Origin of the sequence: Streptacidiphilus cavernicola, from assembly GCF_042510955.1 — a bacterium.
Lineage (GTDB): Bacteria > Actinomycetota > Actinomycetes > Streptomycetales > Streptomycetaceae > Streptacidiphilus > Streptacidiphilus cavernicola.
Window position 1 is genome coordinate 15,920 of record NZ_JBHFAB010000003.1, and the last position, 16,516, is coordinate 32,435.

Genomic DNA, 16,516 nt, shown 5'->3' on the forward strand with positions numbered 1-16,516 from the left:
TTGTTCGGGCCGATCGGGGCGTCAGGCCCGACCGCGCCGCCGGTGCCGTCCGGTCTGGTGCAGGACCAGGCCGGCCAGCAGCAGGGCCACAGCGGTCGCGGCCGACAGGACGGTCAGGCTGTCGTCGCCGCCGGTCCTGGCCAGGTCGCCGGAGCCGCCGCCGTGCGGGACCGGGGCCGGGAAGGTGTTGGTGACCTCGACGCTGTCACTGCCGTGCACCGTGACCGAGCCGTCGCTGCTCCCGCCGGAAGCGGTGTAGGAGACCTGGTCCCCGGCGGGCAGGTCCTTCTCGGTGACCTTGCAGAAGGCTCCCGCGGGCACCAGGACGGCGCGGCTCTCGCCGTCCTTCAGGCGGAACGCCCAGTCGTCCGGGGCCAGCTCCACCGGGCCCCGGACGGTGCTGCAGGCCAGCTCGAAGGAGTACGGACCGGCCGCGCCGTTCACCACGTGCTTGGTGACCGTGATCTGCCCGGCCGGGTAGGTGTTGGTGACGGTGATCCGGGCTGTGCCGCCCGCGCTGATCACGGCCGGGTCGTCGGCCGAGCCGTGGTCGACGGTGATCGTCGCCGCGCCCTCGCTGTCGGTCTCCTGGGCCCAGCAGCGGCTGTTCACTGGAAGCGGCTTGATGGTGACCGGCGTTCCCGGGGTCACCTGGTAGGTCTTGTGCAGCACGAGGTTGCTCGCGGACCCGTCGCCGTTCGGCAGGGCGCAGGAGACCTCGATCGGGAAGCTCTGCCCCCCGGCGTAGCCGGCCGCGGCCCCGTCCAGGGACTTCACCAGCTCCAGCGCGCCGAAGGCGAAGGTGTTGGCGACGGACACGGTCTGCACCGACTCGTTGCCGAGGCCGGGCTTGATGGTGACCTGTGCCGGGTTGGCCGCGGGGTGGTCGGTGCTGCCCCCGCGCGCGGAGGTCTCCCAGACCGAGCACTCGGCGCCGGCCGGGATGCCGGTCACCGTCTCCGGCTGCTTCGTGGTGACCCGGTAGTCCTGGTCCAGCACGGTCTGCCGCGGGTGGCCCTGTGGGCTGATGGTGCAGGTGACGTGGAAGGTGAACAGCACCCGCGACAGGGCCGCGCTGATCTGCCCGCTGGGCGCGGTGATCTTCTTCTCCAGCTTCAGCGAGCCGTAGGCCAGCGCCACGCCGACCTGGAGCGGCTCGTTCGGCTGGAGCACGCGGGGCGCTCCGGCCCGGTCGGTGGTCTCGTTGTGGGCGAAGGAGTTCCAGGCGATGGTGGGGTCGCCGTTGCGGGCGACGTCCAGCGGGGAACCGACTTCGGCCAGCTCACCGAGCCCGCTCGCCTGCCGTCGGCAGGCCCAATGGCTTCGACGGCGAGACCGTCAGTTTTGTTTCCGGTGCGTATCCAGGTGGCGTTTGGCCGCCTCCGCAGCCGCGGCATCCCGCACGCCGAGCCATCGCAGCTTCGGCGGCTCGGGAGACAGCCGGCGACGGTGCGCCTCCCAGCGAACACCGGCCCCGGCGAGTTGCAGTTCCCGGGAGAGCGCCGCGTCGTCGAGACGGGGCACGTTGCGCGCCCGGCCCTTGAGACGGCTGCCCACCGCCTGCTCGATCCAGGCTTCAAGCAGCTCCGGGTTGCGGTGGGAGGAGGCGCCGACGCCGGGGAACCTGCTGGGCAGGTCGGCGACGCCGGTCAGCCGACTTCGGCGCAGTGCCCCACGGGAACTGCCCCAGTACACATGGTTGCCCCGTACGCCGATCACATCGCGGATGCGGACGCGCCTGTTTCGGACAAGTCCCCGGATCACGATCTCCTCTGGCTGGCAGTGCACAGCCGCCCGCTCGGTGCGGACTGCCAGCACGAGCCCGAGCAACACCGCACCGCTGACGACCACGATCCGGGCGGCCAGTGCCAGGGGAGCCCCTGCTGTGAGGAGAACGGGTATCCCGCCCACCAAGAGCAGCACGGTGATCGCGGCCCCGTGTCGGGCCATCGGTTCGCGCTCCAGCCACAAGGCTTCCATCAGCGCTTTCTCTCAGTTTTAGGGACAGGTCGTGGCTGTCTCGCGACAAGCCGGGCCAGCATAGACCAGGTTTCTGCGCGGGCTCGAACGCCTCGGCGTCCGGCCCGAGCGAGGGCGGGTCACAGCCGAGTCGCCGTGCGGATCAGCCCGGCGAGGGCGAGGGAGCGGCTGTGCGCGGGCCAGGCGATGTGGGTGACGACGGGGGGTGCGTCGGTCAGGGGGACGGCGGTGTGCTCGGCCCACAGCCAGGCTCGGGCCGAGTCGGGGAAGACGGCCGCGGTGCGTCCGAGGGCGATCAGCTGGGCCAGTTGCGTCTGGTCGTGGATCTCGGGGCCAGGGCCGGGCGGGTAGACGCCGTTGCGGGACCAGCGGGCCAGCGGAAGATCGGGGATGTCGCCGACGTCGGCCAGGGACAGAGTCCTCCGCGCGGCGAGGGGGTGCCCGGCGGGCAGGACGGCGATCTGCCCCTCGGCCATCAGCTCCTCGCTGTCGAACCCGGCGAGGGAGTTGAACGGCGCGTGCATGAGCGCCACGTCAGCGCGGCCGTCGCGCAGCATCCCTTCCTGCTCGCAGGTGCCGCTCGGGAGCACCTCGATCTCGGCGGCGTCGGGCTCGGCCGCGTAGGCGTCGAGGAGCTTGTGCAGCAGCTCGTGGGACGCGCCGGCCTTCACCGCCAGCACCAGGCGGTTGCGGGGGCCGCCCGGACCGTCGGCGCCACCGGCGCCACCGGCGCCACCCGCGCTACCGGCGCCACCCGCGCGACGGGTGCGGCGAGCGGCAGCGGTGGTCGCGTCGAGGGCTGCGCGGCCCTCGTGCAGCAGCATCTCCCCGGCGCCGGTCAGGGATACGCCGCGGCGGTTGCGTTTCAGCAGACAGACGCCGAGGCGCCGTTCGAGCTGCTGGATCGCCCGGGACAGCGGCGGCTGGGCCATGCCGAGGCGCTCGGCGGCACGACCGAAGTGCAGCTCCTCCGCGACGGCCAGGAAGTACCTCAGCTCGCGGGTCTCCAAGGTGTCCATGGCCACAGCCTACCCCGGTGATACCTACCGGGTATGACAGGGCACTGTATCGGTATTGGCTGCGCCGCTCGTCCGCGAGCGAGCATCGACGGCATGAGCGAAACCATGAACAATGCACCCTCCGCGTCACCGACCGGCGGCACCTGGGCCCTGGGCGATCTGACCGTCACCCGCTTCGGCTACGGCGCCATGCAGCTCGCCGGACCCGGGGTGATGGGCCCGCCCGCCGACCACGACGGCGCGCTCGCCGTCCTGCGCGAGGCCGCCGGCCTCGGAATCACCCACATCGACACCGCCGGCGCCTACGGACCACGCGTCACCAACCAGCTGATCCGTGAAGCGCTGCACCCCTACCCCGCGTCGCTGCACATCGTGACCAAGGTCGGCGCGGTCCGCGACCAGCAGGGCGGCTGGATCCCCGCCCGGCAGTCCGAGGAACTGCGCAGCGCCGTCCGCGAGAACCTTGAGGACCTCGGCCTCGATGCGCTCGACGTGGTCAACCTCCGGCTCGGCGACGCTCAGGGCCCCCGGCCCGGCTCGCTCGCCGAGCCCTTCGAAACCCTCGTCGAACTCCAGCGGCAGGGCCTGATCCGGCACCTCGGCGTGAGCAATGCGACGGCCGAACAGGTCGCCGAGGCACAGGCGATCGCGCCGATCGTGTGCGTGCAGAACATGTACAACCTCGCCTACCGTCAGGACGACGAGCTGATCGACGAACTCGCCGAGAAGGGCATCGCCTACGTGCCCTTCTTCCCGCTCGGCGGCTTCACCCCGCTGCAGTCCACGGCGCTCTCCGCCGTGGCCACCCGGCTGGATGCGACGCCGATGTCGGTCGCCCTGGCCTGGTTGCTGCGGCGGTCGCCGAACATCCTGCTCATTCCCGGCACCTCGTCCGTGGCACACCTGCGCGAGAACGTCGCCGGCGCGGAACTCTCGCTCTCCGACGGGGAACTCGCCGAGCTGGACAAGATCGGCCACTAGGACGTGAGGGTTGGGGCTGATGCCGCCAAGGTCCTGACCGAGGTCAAGAACCGCGGGGTGAAGACATCCTGACGGTCGTCTGCGACGGTCTGACCGGCCGTCCGGGCGCGGTGAACACGGTCCGGCCCAGCGGCGGGACATCGGTCAGATCGAGGCTGCGAGCCCGTGCTCCAGAACGTGCGCGGCACGTCTGACGTCCGCGGCGATTGCTGCTCGTAGGTCCTTGGGGGAGGTGGTGTGTTCCAGGTGTCGGCAGGAGGCGTCGGCTTGGACTGGCCACAGGCCGGCCAATGCGGCTGCGGCGATGCGGAGTTCGGGGTCGTGTGTCGGCTTTCCGGTCCTTGCGGCCAGGGCTTCCCTGGCGGTGTCCGTGACGCGGCTGAGCAGGCGCAGGTAGTGGGCCTGGAGGGTTGGCGTGTCGCGGGCCATGGCTTCGAACCGGAGGGCTGTCTGTGCTGCCTGGGCCTCGTTGCCTTGGTCGGTGAGCCAGACGACCAGGTCGTCCAGAACTCCGTCCAGGATGACCAGCATGCCCTCGACCGCGCTACTGGCCGGGTTGACCAGCGCTGCTCGGAGCCTGTCCAGCAGAGGGTCCGGGATGTCGAAGATCAGTGACTCCTTCGACGGGAAGTAGTTGTAGACCGTGGCTGTCGCGACGCCGCACGCGCGGGCGATCTCGACGACCCTGACCTCGTCGAAGCCGCGCTCCATGGACATCCGTGTCGCGGTGTCGATCAGCAGCTCGCGAGTAGCGCGCTTGCGCAACTCTCGCCGTCCGACCGGGCCGGCGTCGTCTGCGACGGCGTGACGTCGCGCGGTCCAGTTCACCTGCTGGGCTGACATAACGGACACAGTAGTCGAACTATCCGAAATGGGATGTTAGGCTGAATCTATGAACTTGGAATGATTCCAAGTTTGAGGGCGGGGTCCTCCCGCACCTGACCAGGCCCTAAGGATCGGAGCACCTCATGTCGGATCTTGAGCGCAACAAGCAGGTCGTCGTGGACTACTACCAGACGGCGTTCGGCGGGAACCCGGAGAAGGCGATCGCGGACCACTTCGGACCGACCTACCGCCAGCACAACCCCGACGCCCAGGACGGCCCCGAGGCCTTCATCGGCTTCGTGCGCTGGTTGCGCGGCGAGTACCCGAACGTGCGGTTGAACATCAAGCGCGTCGTCGCCGAGGGCGACCTGGTCGCCACCCACTCCCACCTGGACCTGGAGCCGGGCAGTCCGGACAACCCCGGCCGCGCACTGGCGGACTTCTTCCGCCTGGAGAACGGCAAGGTCGTGGAGCACTGGGACGTGATTCAGGAGGTCCCGACGAAGTCCGCCAACGACAACGGCATGTTCTGACGACCGGGGTTGATCCCGGCCGCACCCCGGCGCAGACCGTGCGGCAGCAGTACCTGGCTTCGGCCACCGGGGACATGGACCTGTGGCGGTCGGTGGTGGCCGCGGACGTGGAGTGGACCGAGTCTGCGGGCTTCCCGCCGGCCGGTACCTACCGCACACCCGAGGGCACCGTCGACGGCGTCTTCACCAGGCTCGCTGACGAGTGGGACGACTGGACCACCCACGACGACACCTATGTCCATGTCACCGTTACGGTGGGACGGGGCGCCCGGCCGGTGCGGCGGGGCAGCCGGTGTCGTCCGGTTGCGGCGGCTCACTGACCAGCCGTCAGCTCGGTACCGGCGCGGCGCCAGGCGCCGTCTCGCAGCAGGCGCAGGCCGTTGAGGCCGACGATGACCGTGGAGCCCTCGTGGCCCAGCACACCGAGGGGCAGCGGCAGGTAACCGGCCAGGTCCCAGACCACCAGGCCGCTGATGAACACCGAGGCGATGACCAGGTTCTGCACCACGAGCTTGCGCGTGCGGCGGGACAGGGCGATCACGGTGGGGACGGTGGCGAGTTCGTCGCGGACGATGACCGCGTCGGCGGTCTCCAGGGCGAGGTCGGATCCGGCACGGCCCATGGCGATCCCGGTGTGCGCGGCGGCAAGCGCCGGGGCGTCGTTGACGCCGTCGCCGATGACCATCGTGCGGCGGCCCGCCCGCTCCTGCTCGGCCACGGCCGCGACCTTGTCCTGCGGCAGCAGCCCGGCGCGCACATCGGTGATGCCGACCTCGGCGGCCAGACGGGCGGCGGCACGGGGGTTGTCGCCGGTCAGAAGGGTCGGGGTCCGCCCGGTCAGGGCCCCCAGGCGGGCGACGGTCGCGGCGGCATCCGCCCGCAGCCGGTCGGCGATGCCGAGCACACCGACCGGGGCGCCGTCGAGCAGGACGACCACCGCGGTGTGCCCGCTGTCCTCCAGCTCGGCGGCGAGGACCGCGGCGCCCGCCTCCGTCCGGCCGTTGGTCTCCTCCAGCAAGCGGGCCGGTGCGCCGACAGCGACCTTGCGGCCGTCGATCGTGGCGGTCACACCGACACCGGGGGCGGAGGTGAAGTCCTCCGCAGTGGCCAGGTCGAGGCCGCGGGCACGGGCGGCGTCGACGACGGCGCGAGCGAGCGGGTGCTCGCTGTGGTGCTCCGCGGCGGCGGCGAGGGCAAGCAGGGTGTCCTCGGTCAGGCCGCTGGCGGCGAGCGGGCGCAGGTCCGTGACCCGCGGGGCGCCTTCGGTCAGGGTGCCGGTCTTGTCCAGCGCCACGGCCTGGACCTGGCTCAACTGCTCCATGACGACCGCGGACTTGACCAGCACGCCGTGCCGTCCGGCGTTGGCGATCGCGGAGAGCAGCGGCGGCATGGTGGCGAGTACGACGGCGCACGGCGAGGCGACGATCATGAACGTCATGGCGCGCAGCAGCGCGCCGGACAGGCCCGCGCCGAAGGCGAGCGGAATCGCGAAGACGAGCAGGGTGGCGGTGACCATGCCGATCGAGTAGCGCTGTTCGACCTTCTCGATGAACAGCTGCGTGGGGCCCTTGGTCTCCGAGGCCTCCTCGACCATGGCGACGATGCGGGCGATGACGGAGTCGGAGGCGTCCCGTTCGACCCTGACCCTCAGGGCGCCGGTGCTGTTGAGCGTTCCGGCGAAAACCTCGTCGCCCTCCTGCTTGGCGACCGGCAGCGGCTCGCCGGTGATGGTGGCCTGGTCGACGTCGCTCGCGCCGTCCAGCACACGGCCGTCGGCGCCGATCCGCTCACCTGGGCGGACCAGGACGGTGTCGCCGACCGCGAGCACCTCCGCGGCCACGGTCTCCTCGGTGCCGTCCTCCAGCAGACGGGTGGCCGTGGCGGGGGCGAGGTCGAGCAGGCCGTGCACGGAGTCGGCGGTGCGGGCGGTCGCGAGGGCCTCCAGCGCGCCGGAGGTGGCGAAGATGACGATCAGTAGCCCGCCGTCCATCACCTGCCCGATCGCCGCAGCGCCGAGCGCCGCGACGATCATCAGCAGGTCGACGTCGAGGGTCCTCTCTCGCAGCGCGGTCAGCCCCGCCCAGCCGGGCTCCCAGCCGCCGGCGGCGTAGCACAGTGCGTACAGCGGGCCCCACACCCAGGCGGTGACGCCGGTCAGCTGGAGCGGCAGCGCGACCGTGAGGAGCACCAGCGCGGCCAGTGCCCTGCGCGCCTCGGCCAGCGCCAGCACGCGCGTCTTGCGCCGCGGCGCGGCAGACGCAGCCGCTGGCGCTGGCGCGGCGGGGCGTTCAAGAAGGGTGGTCGACATGTGGGGCTCTTCCAAGCGGAGGGACAGGCTTCGACTCCGTCCACCACTATACGTGAATACTTGAATGCCTCTTCACGTGTTCTCGATAGGATGGACGCATGGGCCACGGGATGAACAACAGCAGCACCGCACGCGAGCGCCTCGACGCCGTCGGCGCGAGCGCCGTCGCCACCACGTTGCAGGCGCTCGCCACCCCGTCGCGCCTGCTGATCCTGGCCCAGCTCCAGGAGGGCCCCTGCGCCGCCACTGACCTCGCCGACGCCGTCGGCATGGAACGCTCAGCCTGCTCCCACCAGCTCCGGCTGCTGCGCAACCTCGGCCTGGTCAACTCTGAACGTCACGGCCGCTCGATCGTCTACTCCCTCTACGACAACCACGTCGCCGACCTCCTCGACCAGGCCCTCGGCCACGTCGAACACCTCCGCGCGCCAGGCGCCCACGGCAGCGAACCGGTGGACGTGATGCTGAACGCCGGTCGATGAGCTCGGCATTCAGCAGCGCGTTCCTCACTGACTGCCGCCGTCGGGTCTGCCTCCGTCGTCCGGTGGCACGGATTGAGCACGTGTAGAGGATGAGAAATGATGGGCAACGTTGAGATCTACTGAGAGTGATCTCAGCAGCTCAGCGACCACCTCGCCGCCGCATGTTGCAAGTCAGCGGTGGGGTCGAAGGTGGGGAGGGGGATGTCGGTGGCGACGCTGACGACGGTGGGGGCGACGGCGAGGTAGGCGGTGCCTTCGATCAGGCGCTTGCGCTGGGCGGGGGTGAGTTTGCTGTCGAGGTCGACGGCTGCGGCTTGGATGCCGGCGAGGTCGCCGTACTGGTCGATCAGCTTGGTGGCGGTCTTCTCGCCGATGCCGACGACGCCGGGGAGGCCGTCGCTGGGGTCGCCGCGGAGGACGGCGAAGTCGACGTACAGGGCGCCGGTGACGCCGTACTTCTCCGTCAGCACGGCGTCGTCGGTGAGTTGGAGCGTCCCGACGCTCTTGATCGGGTAGAGCACCCTGGCCTGCCGCGCGTCGTCGACGAGTTGGAACAGGTTCCCGGTCGCCGGATCTGCCAGATTCTCAAAATGCGATACCGGGCTTGACCTGCAAGGATTCAATCCTGCTCAGAGCTGTTGTCGGTGCGCGCGCGTCTATGCTGTTCCGCTGCTCCTCACAGTTCCTGAATGGGCTTTCAGTAGTGGCATCGGGAGTCGGACTCCTTCCTAACAGCGCCTTCGTTGATAGGCGCGATCAGTAGATGAACTCCGGTGAAGGGGTCGAGATGGGTGCTGAGGATCCTCGCCTTCTTGATTTGAGCGAAAGGGCGAGAATCCCGCTCAGGGTGAGACGCAAGCTACGCGCAAAGCAGGGGTCGCATACCACAGGTGTTTTGCTCTTCTCGGAACTGCGCGAGCCGGCCAAGGGGGTCGGCGGGGAATGGAGCGTTGTATCGATACGCGAGAACGAAACCTTGCACTGCATGTGCTCGCGGACGTCAAAGCGACCAAAGTTTGTACCGCTGGCACCAGGGCAACATCTCCTACGGCTCGGAGTAGCACGAACCAGTGGAGGGACATCGTTCAAACTGGCTATGGAAATCCCGGAAGGTGGAATTTTTGTGGCGATATGTGAGCCAATTCAGGCAAATGTATTCTATCGACGTAGTCCTCAATTCGACACTTGGTGGACTGGCATTATTTGATAAGAGCTCTTAATGCGATCTGGCGGAGCGGTTCGGGTGAGCCGTAACCGGTAGACGATTGAGCCGTTCGTGATGGCGTGAGTGTCAAGCCGTGGCTCGTGGACGACGAGTTGTGGCGATGGTCGAGCCGGTGCTGCCCTCATGGCCAGAGCGGTCACCGGGTGGACCTGACCACTTTGGCAGACAGTCCGACTATGGCCTCGATCGTGCCGTTGACCTCCATGCATGAGCAAAAACATGTGACCGCGCGGGCAGCTAAAGTCGAGCAGGGTGGTCGGCTGGACGCGGGACCTTGTCAGAGTTCTGGCGCCTGAGAATCGATTTTCGAGTGCCGGGAGATGATCTACCGGTGGGCCTTCTTGCCAGGCATGCGACTTTCATCAATACCCCCGAGATGCGGCCAACCTCGGCGATTCCCTCCTCCGTGTCGACGAGGCTGGTGAGGACATCCGATCCGTCGAATCGGACGACCTTCACCCGAACATCGAGCGCTTCGCCGCCCGCGAGGGCCTGACCGTTCAGTGGATTCCCGACTGACCGCGCCCTGAACCGGACCGCCTCGCCGGACGCCCCTGGGCGCCACGGTCTCCCGGTGCGGGTCAGTGGTGGTGCCCTTCGGGGTGGTCGGTCGGGTGGTCGCTGTGGCTGTGGTCTGGGTGCGCGCTGTGGGAGCCGTGCTGATCCTCGACGGGCGCCTGACCGTGATCGTGAGGGTGATCGTGGTCGTGGGTGTGGTCGACGTCGGGTGAGCCGCCCATCATGGCGAGCATCTCGCGGCCCCCGGTGCGCAGGAACCGCGCCAGCAGGGCTGCGGCCAGCAGCAGGAAGGCGATGTTGAGGAAGGTGGTGTAGTTCCAGCTCACCCCGTCCATGGGGATCTTGGCGGTGGCCTGGTCGGGGATCAGGCCGAGCCCGCCGAAGGCGAGCTCCACGACGTAGCCGGCGATGACCATGGCGGTGTAGAACATGGCGGTCAGGAAGAGGGTCATGCGCCAGCCGTAGTACTTCTTGTAGATGCTGAGGATGGGCAGGATCAGCAGGTCGGCGAAGATGAACGCGACGACGCCGCCGAAGCTGATGCCGCCCTTCCACAGCACCACTGCCAGCGGGACGTTGCCGATCGAGCAGACGAAGGACACCACCGCGACCAGGGGGCCGATGATCGGGCCCCAGAGCTTGGACGCCAGGGGGTGGCCGTCGAAGAAGAAGGTGCGCCAGAAGCTGTCGGGGACCCAAGCGGCGATGGCTCCGGCGATGAGCAGGCCGATCACCAGGTCGCGCAGGATCGCGGCCCACTCCATGACGAAGACGTGGGCGACCGAGGTGTAGCCCTCGCGGGAGAACAGCCGACGGGCGAAGGAGCCCTCGCCCTTGACGGACATGTCCATCGCCGCGTGGCCCTCCATGGACCCGGCGGCCCCGCGGTCGGCCTGCCCGCGGGCTTCGCGCAGGAGCTTATCGCGCAGGAAGATCCGGAACAGCACTGCCAGGACCACGATCATGATGGGTCCGCCGACGAACTCGGCGGCGGTGAACTGCCAGCCCATCAGCAGCGCCAGGATCACACCGAGTTCGACCACCAGGTTGGTCGAGGCGATCTCGAAGGCCATGGCGGCGGTGAAGTTCGCGCCTTTGCGGAACAGCGAGCGCGCCAGCGCGGCGGCGGCGTAGGAGCACGAGGAGGAGGCCGCACCCAGCAGCGAGGCCAGCGCCAGCGTGCGGGGGTGGTCATCGCCCAGCAGGCGGATGATCGTGGAGCGGCGCACCACGGCCTGCACGACCGCGGACAGGGCGAAGCCCAGGATCAGGGCCCAGGTGATCTCCCAGGTCATCGAGCCGGTGATGGACAGTGCGTGCCAGATCGCGTGCATTGTCGCCCCTGGATGGTGTCGTGAGCCTGGTCGTGCCGGTCAGGAACAGCAACGAAAATACCCCCTGGGGGTATTTCTATAGTCGGACAAGCGGGCCGGGGTGCTGTCGTTCGGGCAGTGCCCCGGCCCGCATGGTGTCAGCTCACGTGCACGGTGATGGCGGTGGTGTGGAGTTGGCCGGCGGTCTGGAACTGGAGGAACAGCCGCCAGCTGCCGGGCTTGGCGAGTTCGGCGTGGAAGGCGAGGGTCGGGCCGCCGTGGTCACTGGTCACCGCGGTGGTGGGGTGCAGGTGCGCGAACGCACTGTCCTCGGCGTGGAAGGCGGTGAGGTGGGCGTAGGTGTCAAGGTAGGGCTGAAGGTCGGTGACGGGCTTGCCGCCCCGGGTGACGGTGACGGTCAGCGGGTGGGCCATGCCGGCCATCAGGTCACCGGTCAGGGTGACGGTGTAGCCGTCGACAGTGGTGCTGGTGGAGGCGGCCGGCAGGGCGGTGTCCATCGGCATGCCGGGGACGGTGACGGTGCGGCTCAGCACGTAGTTGGTGCCCTTGCCCGCGCCGGTATCGGGGGTGAAGGTGGCGAACAGTCGCCAGGTCCCGGCGGTCAGGGCGGCCAGCGGTGCGGTCCAGGTTCCGTCGGAGGCCATGGTCGGGTGGACGTGCTGGAACCCGGTCAGATCCGAGCGGATCGCGTAGAAGTGCAGCTTCTTGGTCTGGTCGACGGTGAAGCCGGTGACGGGCTTGCCGTCCGGGCCGGTGATCGTGAACCGGTAGCCGGACGCCTTGCCTGCGGGCAGCGTCGTGGTGGTGGAGGTCAGGGTGTAGCCGTTGCTGGTGGCGGCCAGGCCGTCGCCGGTGGACATCGCGCCCATGCCGCTCATCAAGGGCATCGGGGTGGCGGTGCCGGTGGCGGACATCGACGGCACGGCGCTGGTGCTGTCCATGCCCGGCATGGCGGGCATGGACGAGGAGGAGCCGCAGGCGACCACGGTCAACGCGAGCGCGCCGCCGGTCAAGGTGGCGGCCAGCAGGCGGCGGGTGGGCAGGGCGAACGAGGACATGGCGGTGGTCTTTCGGGTGGGCCGCCACAGCAGCGGCGGCGCGCGGAAGTCGGGCAGGAACCAGACCCGGAGCCCTTGCTGGCAAGGGTCCGGTGGTCCTGTCAGGTCCGCGCGATGCACACCCGCAGCAGTATCTGCCGCCCAGCGCCCGGTGGACCGCCCCGCCTGGCCCGCATGAAGGGGCCGAGGACACCGGCCTCGAGCAGTGCCGCGAACACCACCACCAGGGCCAGGGCCACCAGCGAGGCGGGAGAGACGTCGAGGTGGTCGCGGGTTCCGGTGGACAGGCATAGCCCGTTCATCGCGCCCATACCGCTTGCGCTCGCGCGCGGGACCAGCACCGTGCTACCGGCAACCGACTTGCTCAACACCGGTGTGGCGGCCATCGGCTGGACGGACATGGGCTGGACTGCGGGAAGGGTGGCGCTCGCGGCGTCGTGGCAGTCGCCCGTCGCGGAGGTCGGGGCGCCGTGCATGAGGAACATCCCGACCAGTACCGCCAGGACAGCCAGCATTCGGGCCGCGCCCGTTCGCCGCTGCCTGCGCTCGTCCACGGCCGCCGATCCCCTTCTGCCCCTCGCACACGCCCTTCCCAGGAACCTACCAGGCACTTCGGAACCACCGGGACGGTGCGGACCCGGTGCCCGCGGTCCGATGAGGTGGTGGATCACGCGGTTGCCGCAGACGTGGTTGGTGCCGGGTCGCGTAGTTGTCCGCTGCGGGCCAGGGTCGCGACGCCGGCCGCGCCCAGGACGCCGACCGTGGTCAGCGCGAGCCAGGGCAGGCGCGGATGGCCGGCGCGGACCGCGGTGTCCCACAGGGCGCCGGTGGCGATGTTGCCCACGGTGATGCCGACCCCGGAGACCGTGTTGTACAGGCCGTAGTAGGTGGCCACGAGCCTGCCGCCAGCCAGACGCACGATTGTGTCTATCTCGAACGTGTAGACGAGCGCGGCCCCCCGAGCCAGCCCGATGACCATCAGGCAATAAGCTGGCAACACCGGCACAACCGGGACGGGCAAGGGAGCGGCCGGCGGCGAATCGCAGCAGCAACCGCATCCTGATCATGTGGGCCTCCCGCCCCTCTACAGTGGGTCGTTGCTCGTCTGGCGGAGAGCCTGGCAGTTGACCGTTGTCGCCCCCGGTCCCGAAGTTGTTGTGGATGCTGTGGTTCTGGGGCCGGTGGATACTCTCGCTATCGGAGACTAGGACGGACCCGGTCGGCACCTGATCGAGCAGAGCTCTGATCCACAGCCGGTGCCGCCGACCGTGGCTGCCGCCGAGCAGCTTCCCCAGGTCGGATTCGTTGTTGATTCAGCCGCTCTGGCCGATGCGAGAACGCTCGACGGCTGGAACCAAATCACGACGACTTGTTGGACGGCTCCGTGCCATCCGAACGCGGTGCTGCGTTAGCTTGCGAGCAGAGGCAGACGCCATCCCGTCCCAGGTTCTTGCTCGGGTCGGTGTCGTGCCCCGCAGGCCGGGTCTGGCGACGTCTTCATCAGTCATGGCTGGCCTCAGCTGCTTCGGGGGGTCTGTTGCAACTTGGCCAGTCGCGTGAGAATGCGCCTCGGGAGCTCCGTGCCCTTGTGTGTCACGAGATCTGCGACTTGGCGTCGGCGAGGGTGTCGAGGAGGCGCTTGACCGGAGTTCCGAGGCCCCAGCGGTCGGTGAGTTCTTCGAGGGTGACGGGGTCGAGGGGTTCGGTGGGGAGCGCGGGGTCGAAGGTGGGGAGGGGGATGTCGGTGGCGACGCTGACGACGGTGGGGGCGACGGCGAGGTAGGCGGCGCCTTCGATCAGGCGCTTGCGCTGGGCGGGGGTGAGTTTGCTGTCGAGGTCGACGGCGGCGGCTTGGATGCCGGCGAGGTCGCCGTACTGGGCGATGAGCTTGGTGGCGGTCTTCTCGCCGATGCCGACGACGCCGGGGAGGCCGTCGCTGGGGTCGCCGCGGAGGACGGCGAAGTCGACGTACTGGGCGCCGTTCACGCCGTACTTCTCCACCAGTAGCGCGTCGTCGGTGATCTGCAGGGTCCCCACGCCCTTGATCGGGTACAGGACCTGTACGCCCCGCGCGTCGTCCACCAGTTGGAACAGGTCCCGGTCGCCGGTGACGACGTCGACCGGGCCCGGGTGGTGGGTGGCGAGGGTGCCGATGACGTCGTCGGCCTCGTAGTCGGGGACGCCGACGCGGGCGATGCCGAGGGCGTCGAGGACCGCGGCGATGACCGGGACCTGGGGGGAGAGGGTGTCCGGGATCTCCTCCTGGCCCTCGGTGTCGGGTTCGGCGGCGAGCCGGTGGGTCTTGTAGGTGGGGATCAGGTCCACCCGCCACTGCGGCCGCCAGTCCGCGTCCCAGCAGGCGACCAGGTGGTCCGGGTGGTGGTCCTGGATCAGCCGGGTGATGAACTCCAGCAGCCCGCGGACGGCGTTGACCGGCTGCCCGTCCGGGGAGCGGACCGAGTCGGGGACGCCGAAGTAGGCGCGGAAGTAGAGGCTGGCGGTGTCCAGCAGCATCAACCGGGGCTGGTTCGACGACGGGGCAACGGGCGTGGTCGCGGTCATGCTGGGCATCATCCCGTACGGGTGTGACAACGCCCCCCATTGACCTTTCTTGACACTCATTTCGGGTCGAACCAAGCTGAGGGGCGCTGTCCCCGAACGAAGATCGTCCCCTCAGGAGGGCCCCATGGCCTGGACCGCCGCCGATGTGCCCGACCAGACCGGACGGGTCGCCCTGGTCACCGGGGCCAACACCGGCCTCGGCCTGGAGACCGCCACCGTGCTCGCACAGCAGGGCGCGACCGTGGTCCTGGCCTGCCGGAACACGGCGAAGGCCGAGGCGGCGGCGAAGCAGATCGGCGGCGACACCCGGCTGCTCGCCCTGGACCTGGCTTCGCTGGCCTCGGTACGGGCGGCGGCGGCCGAGGCGCACCAGCGCTTCGACCGGCTGGACCTGCTGATCAACAACGCCGGGGTGATGATCCCGCCGCACCAGCGCACCGCCGACGGCTTCGAGCTCCAGTTCGGCACCAACCACCTGGGCCACTTCGCCCTCACCGGGCTGCTGCTCGACCTGCTCCGGGACACCGAGGGCTCGCGCGTGGTGGTCGTCAGCAGCCTGGCCCACAAGCGGGCCAGGTCCGGGATCAATTTCGACGACCTGCAGTCCGAGCGCCACTACAGCCGGATGGGCGCCTACGTGCAGTCCAAAATGGCCAACCTGATGTTCATGTACGCGCTGCAGCGCCGCCTGGCCGGCTCCGACGCGAGGACCATCGCCCTGGCCGCCCACCCGGGCTTCTCGGCCACCGAGCTGACCCGCTATGTCCCCGGCCCGCTGCAGTCGCTGAACACCCTGGTCGGGACCCCCTTCGCGCAGCCCCCGGCGCTGGGCGCGCTGCCGGCGCTGCGGGCGGCCACCGACCCGTCGGCGATGGGGGCGCACTACTACGGTCCCGACGGTCCGTTCGAAACCAGGGGGCTCCCGGTGCTCAAGGCGAGTATCGCGGTCGCGCACAACCGCGCCGCGCAGGAGCGGCTGTGGGCCGTCTCGGAGGCGCTGACCGGGGTGACCTTCGCGGTCTGAGTAGCTGTCAGCCCGAGGTGCTGCGCCGTAGTGCTGCCAGGCCGTCAGTGCCGTCAGGTGCTGTCGGGCAGGCTGCCCAGGTATTCCGGCGGGACGGTGTCGGTGAGCCAGACGCCGTTGGCACTGACCCGGAACCGGTGGCCGTCCGCGGCCATCCGGGCGGCGTCCACGGTCAGGACGACCGGACGGCCCCGGCGGGCGCCGACCCGGACGGCGGTCCCGGCGTCGGGGGAGAGGTGGACGTCGTGCCGCTGCATCGGGCGCAGTCCCTCGCGCCGGATGGTGTCCAGCACGCTCGGATGGGTGCCGTGGAAGAGCAGTGCGGGCGGTTCCGCGTCGGTGTAGCCGAGCTCGACCGGCACGCTGTGGCCCTGGCTGGCCCGGATCCGGCTGCCGCTGCCGTCGAAGGCGAACCGCTTCTTGTCGTTCTCGGCGACTACCTGGTCGAGTTCGGCCCGGCTCATCGGCCGCCCGTGCGCGGCGAGCGCGTCCAGCAGCACCGGTACGTCGACCCAGCCGGCCGCATCGAGAGTGATGCCGACGGCGCCCGGGTTGTGACGGAGGATCAGCGAGAGGAACTTCGATCTCTTCACCGACCGCTTGCCGCGGTCGGGCTCGTGGGTGTGTGTCTCAGACATGCTCGGGACGATAGCGCCGGGGCCGCGC

Annotated in this window: 16 protein-coding genes and 1 pseudogene; 5 read left to right on the forward strand and 12 right to left on the reverse strand. The window is 69.6% G+C overall.

The features are described from left to right. Nucleotides 1–21: 21 nt before the first annotated feature. The 3 genes from ACEZDE_RS04385 to ACEZDE_RS04395 all read right to left on the reverse strand — a co-directional run bounded on the left by ACEZDE_RS04385 (nucleotide 22) and on the right by ACEZDE_RS04395 (nucleotide 2,999). Nucleotides 22–1,173, reverse strand: coding sequence for a DUF5979 domain-containing protein (locus ACEZDE_RS04385; RefSeq protein WP_380532428.1), 1,152 nt, complete (start codon nucleotides 1,171–1,173; stop codon nucleotides 22–24). Nucleotides 1,174–1,338: 165 nt separating this feature from the next. Then, on the reverse strand, nucleotides 1,339–1,980 hold the full coding sequence (locus ACEZDE_RS04390) for a hypothetical protein (protein WP_380532431.1): 642 nt from the start codon (nucleotides 1,978–1,980) through the stop codon (nucleotides 1,339–1,341). A 119-nt stretch (nucleotides 1,981–2,099) separates the two neighbouring features. After that, complete coding sequence (locus ACEZDE_RS04395; RefSeq protein ID WP_380532434.1) at nucleotides 2,100–2,999, reverse strand: LysR family transcriptional regulator; 900 nt, start codon at nucleotides 2,997–2,999, stop codon at nucleotides 2,100–2,102. Between the two features lie 93 nt (nucleotides 3,000–3,092). Here ACEZDE_RS04395 and ACEZDE_RS04400 point away from each other — a divergent pair, with 93 nt between their 5' ends. Beyond that, the gene (locus ACEZDE_RS04400) at nucleotides 3,093–3,980 is read left to right on the forward strand and encodes an aldo/keto reductase family oxidoreductase (protein WP_380532437.1); all 888 of its coding nucleotides are present in this window, start codon (nucleotides 3,093–3,095) and stop codon (nucleotides 3,978–3,980) included. 144 nt (nucleotides 3,981–4,124) lie between these two features. On the opposite strand, the gene ACEZDE_RS04405 is transcribed toward ACEZDE_RS04400, so the two are convergent. Beyond that, nucleotides 4,125–4,823, reverse strand: a complete 699-nt coding sequence (locus ACEZDE_RS04405; protein ID WP_380532440.1) for a TetR/AcrR family transcriptional regulator — start codon at nucleotides 4,821–4,823, stop codon at nucleotides 4,125–4,127. A gap of 125 nt (nucleotides 4,824–4,948) precedes the next feature. Between ACEZDE_RS04405 and ACEZDE_RS04410 the strand changes: the two genes are divergently transcribed. Together ACEZDE_RS04410 and ACEZDE_RS04415 are read left to right on the forward strand one after the other, a co-directional pair. Further along, complete coding sequence (locus tag ACEZDE_RS04410) at nucleotides 4,949–5,338, forward strand: nuclear transport factor 2 family protein (RefSeq protein ID WP_380532443.1); 390 nt, start codon at nucleotides 4,949–4,951, stop codon at nucleotides 5,336–5,338. 38 nt (nucleotides 5,339–5,376) lie between these two features. Beyond that, a complete protein-coding gene (locus tag ACEZDE_RS04415; protein ID WP_380532446.1) occupies nucleotides 5,377–5,658 on the forward strand; it encodes a hypothetical protein in 282 nt (93 codons plus the stop codon). On the opposite strand, the gene ACEZDE_RS04420 is transcribed toward ACEZDE_RS04415, so the two are convergent. Further along, nucleotides 5,652–7,646 (reverse strand): heavy metal translocating P-type ATPase, encoded by a 1,995-nt coding sequence (locus tag ACEZDE_RS04420; RefSeq protein ID WP_380532449.1) that lies wholly within the window; start codon nucleotides 7,644–7,646, stop codon nucleotides 5,652–5,654. The genes ACEZDE_RS04415 and ACEZDE_RS04420 overlap by 7 nt on opposite strands. Nucleotides 7,647–7,744: 98 nt before the next feature. On the opposite strand from ACEZDE_RS04420, the gene ACEZDE_RS04425 reads away from it, so the two are divergent. Then, nucleotides 7,745–8,128 (forward strand): ArsR/SmtB family transcription factor, encoded by a 384-nt coding sequence (locus tag ACEZDE_RS04425; RefSeq protein WP_380532452.1) that lies wholly within the window; start codon nucleotides 7,745–7,747, stop codon nucleotides 8,126–8,128. Between the two features lie 131 nt (nucleotides 8,129–8,259). Here ACEZDE_RS04425 and ACEZDE_RS04430 read toward each other — a convergent pair. From ACEZDE_RS04430 to ACEZDE_RS04455, 6 genes and pseudogenes are all read right to left on the reverse strand, one after another. After that, nucleotides 8,260–8,703: pseudogene (locus tag ACEZDE_RS04430) on the reverse strand (5'-3' exonuclease H3TH domain-containing protein); the annotation flags it as partial. 1,231 nt (nucleotides 8,704–9,934) lie between these two features. Continuing rightward, entirely contained in the window at nucleotides 9,935–11,206 is a 1,272-nt protein-coding gene (locus tag ACEZDE_RS04435) for a permease (RefSeq protein WP_380532455.1), read from the reverse strand. 137 nt (nucleotides 11,207–11,343) lie between these two features. Then, a complete protein-coding gene (locus ACEZDE_RS04440) occupies nucleotides 11,344–12,264 on the reverse strand; it encodes a hypothetical protein (RefSeq protein WP_380532458.1) in 921 nt (306 codons plus the stop codon). Between the two features lie 101 nt (nucleotides 12,265–12,365). Continuing rightward, nucleotides 12,366–12,818: a hypothetical protein gene (locus ACEZDE_RS04445; RefSeq protein ID WP_380532461.1), complete on the reverse strand. Its 453-nt coding sequence runs from the start codon at nucleotides 12,816–12,818 to the stop codon at nucleotides 12,366–12,368. 113 nt (nucleotides 12,819–12,931) lie between these two features. Then, nucleotides 12,932–13,183, reverse strand: a complete 252-nt coding sequence (locus tag ACEZDE_RS04450; protein WP_380532464.1) for a hypothetical protein — start codon at nucleotides 13,181–13,183, stop codon at nucleotides 12,932–12,934. 674 nt (nucleotides 13,184–13,857) lie between these two features. Further along, nucleotides 13,858–14,826, reverse strand: coding sequence for a 5'-3' exonuclease (locus ACEZDE_RS04455; RefSeq protein WP_380532466.1), 969 nt, complete (start codon nucleotides 14,824–14,826; stop codon nucleotides 13,858–13,860). Nucleotides 14,827–14,950: 124 nt separating this feature from the next. Between ACEZDE_RS04455 and ACEZDE_RS04460 the strand changes: the two genes are divergently transcribed. Then, a complete protein-coding gene (locus tag ACEZDE_RS04460; RefSeq protein ID WP_380532469.1) occupies nucleotides 14,951–15,850 on the forward strand; it encodes an oxidoreductase in 900 nt (299 codons plus the stop codon). Between the two features lie 53 nt (nucleotides 15,851–15,903). Here the strand turns inward: ACEZDE_RS04460 and ACEZDE_RS04465 are convergent, their stop codons facing one another. Further along, complete coding sequence (locus tag ACEZDE_RS04465) at nucleotides 15,904–16,488, reverse strand: RNA 2'-phosphotransferase (RefSeq protein WP_380532472.1); 585 nt, start codon at nucleotides 16,486–16,488, stop codon at nucleotides 15,904–15,906. Between the last annotated feature and the right edge of the window lie 28 nt (nucleotides 16,489–16,516).

What these genes read in the sequence shown, in the direction of transcription:
- ACEZDE_RS04390 (WP_380532431.1), bottom strand. Translation starts at nt 1,980, where the DNA reads ATGGAAGCCTTGTGGCTGGAGCGCGAACCGATGGCCCGACACGGGGCC.
- ACEZDE_RS04395 (WP_380532434.1), bottom strand. Translation starts at nt 2,999, where the DNA reads ATGGACACCTTGGAGACCCGCGAGCTGAGGTACTTCCTGGCCGTCGCG.
- ACEZDE_RS04400 (WP_380532437.1), top strand. Translation starts at nt 3,093, where the DNA reads ATGAGCGAAACCATGAACAATGCACCCTCCGCGTCACCGACCGGCGGC.
- ACEZDE_RS04405 (WP_380532440.1), bottom strand. Translation starts at nt 4,823, where the DNA reads ATGTCAGCCCAGCAGGTGAACTGGACCGCGCGACGTCACGCCGTCGCA.
- ACEZDE_RS04410 (WP_380532443.1), top strand. Translation starts at nt 4,949, where the DNA reads ATGTCGGATCTTGAGCGCAACAAGCAGGTCGTCGTGGACTACTACCAG.
- ACEZDE_RS04420 (WP_380532449.1), bottom strand. Translation starts at nt 7,646, where the DNA reads ATGTCGACCACCCTTCTTGAACGCCCCGCCGCGCCAGCGCCAGCGGCT.
- ACEZDE_RS04425 (WP_380532452.1), top strand. Translation starts at nt 7,745, where the DNA reads ATGGGCCACGGGATGAACAACAGCAGCACCGCACGCGAGCGCCTCGAC.
- ACEZDE_RS04435 (WP_380532455.1), bottom strand. Translation starts at nt 11,206, where the DNA reads ATGCACGCGATCTGGCACGCACTGTCCATCACCGGCTCGATGACCTGG.
- ACEZDE_RS04440 (WP_380532458.1), bottom strand. Translation starts at nt 12,264, where the DNA reads ATGTCCTCGTTCGCCCTGCCCACCCGCCGCCTGCTGGCCGCCACCTTG.
- ACEZDE_RS04455 (WP_380532466.1), bottom strand. Translation starts at nt 14,826, where the DNA reads ATGACCGCGACCACGCCCGTTGCCCCGTCGTCGAACCAGCCCCGGTTG.
- ACEZDE_RS04460 (WP_380532469.1), top strand. Translation starts at nt 14,951, where the DNA reads ATGGCCTGGACCGCCGCCGATGTGCCCGACCAGACCGGACGGGTCGCC.
- ACEZDE_RS04465 (WP_380532472.1), bottom strand. Translation starts at nt 16,488, where the DNA reads ATGTCTGAGACACACACCCACGAGCCCGACCGCGGCAAGCGGTCGGTG.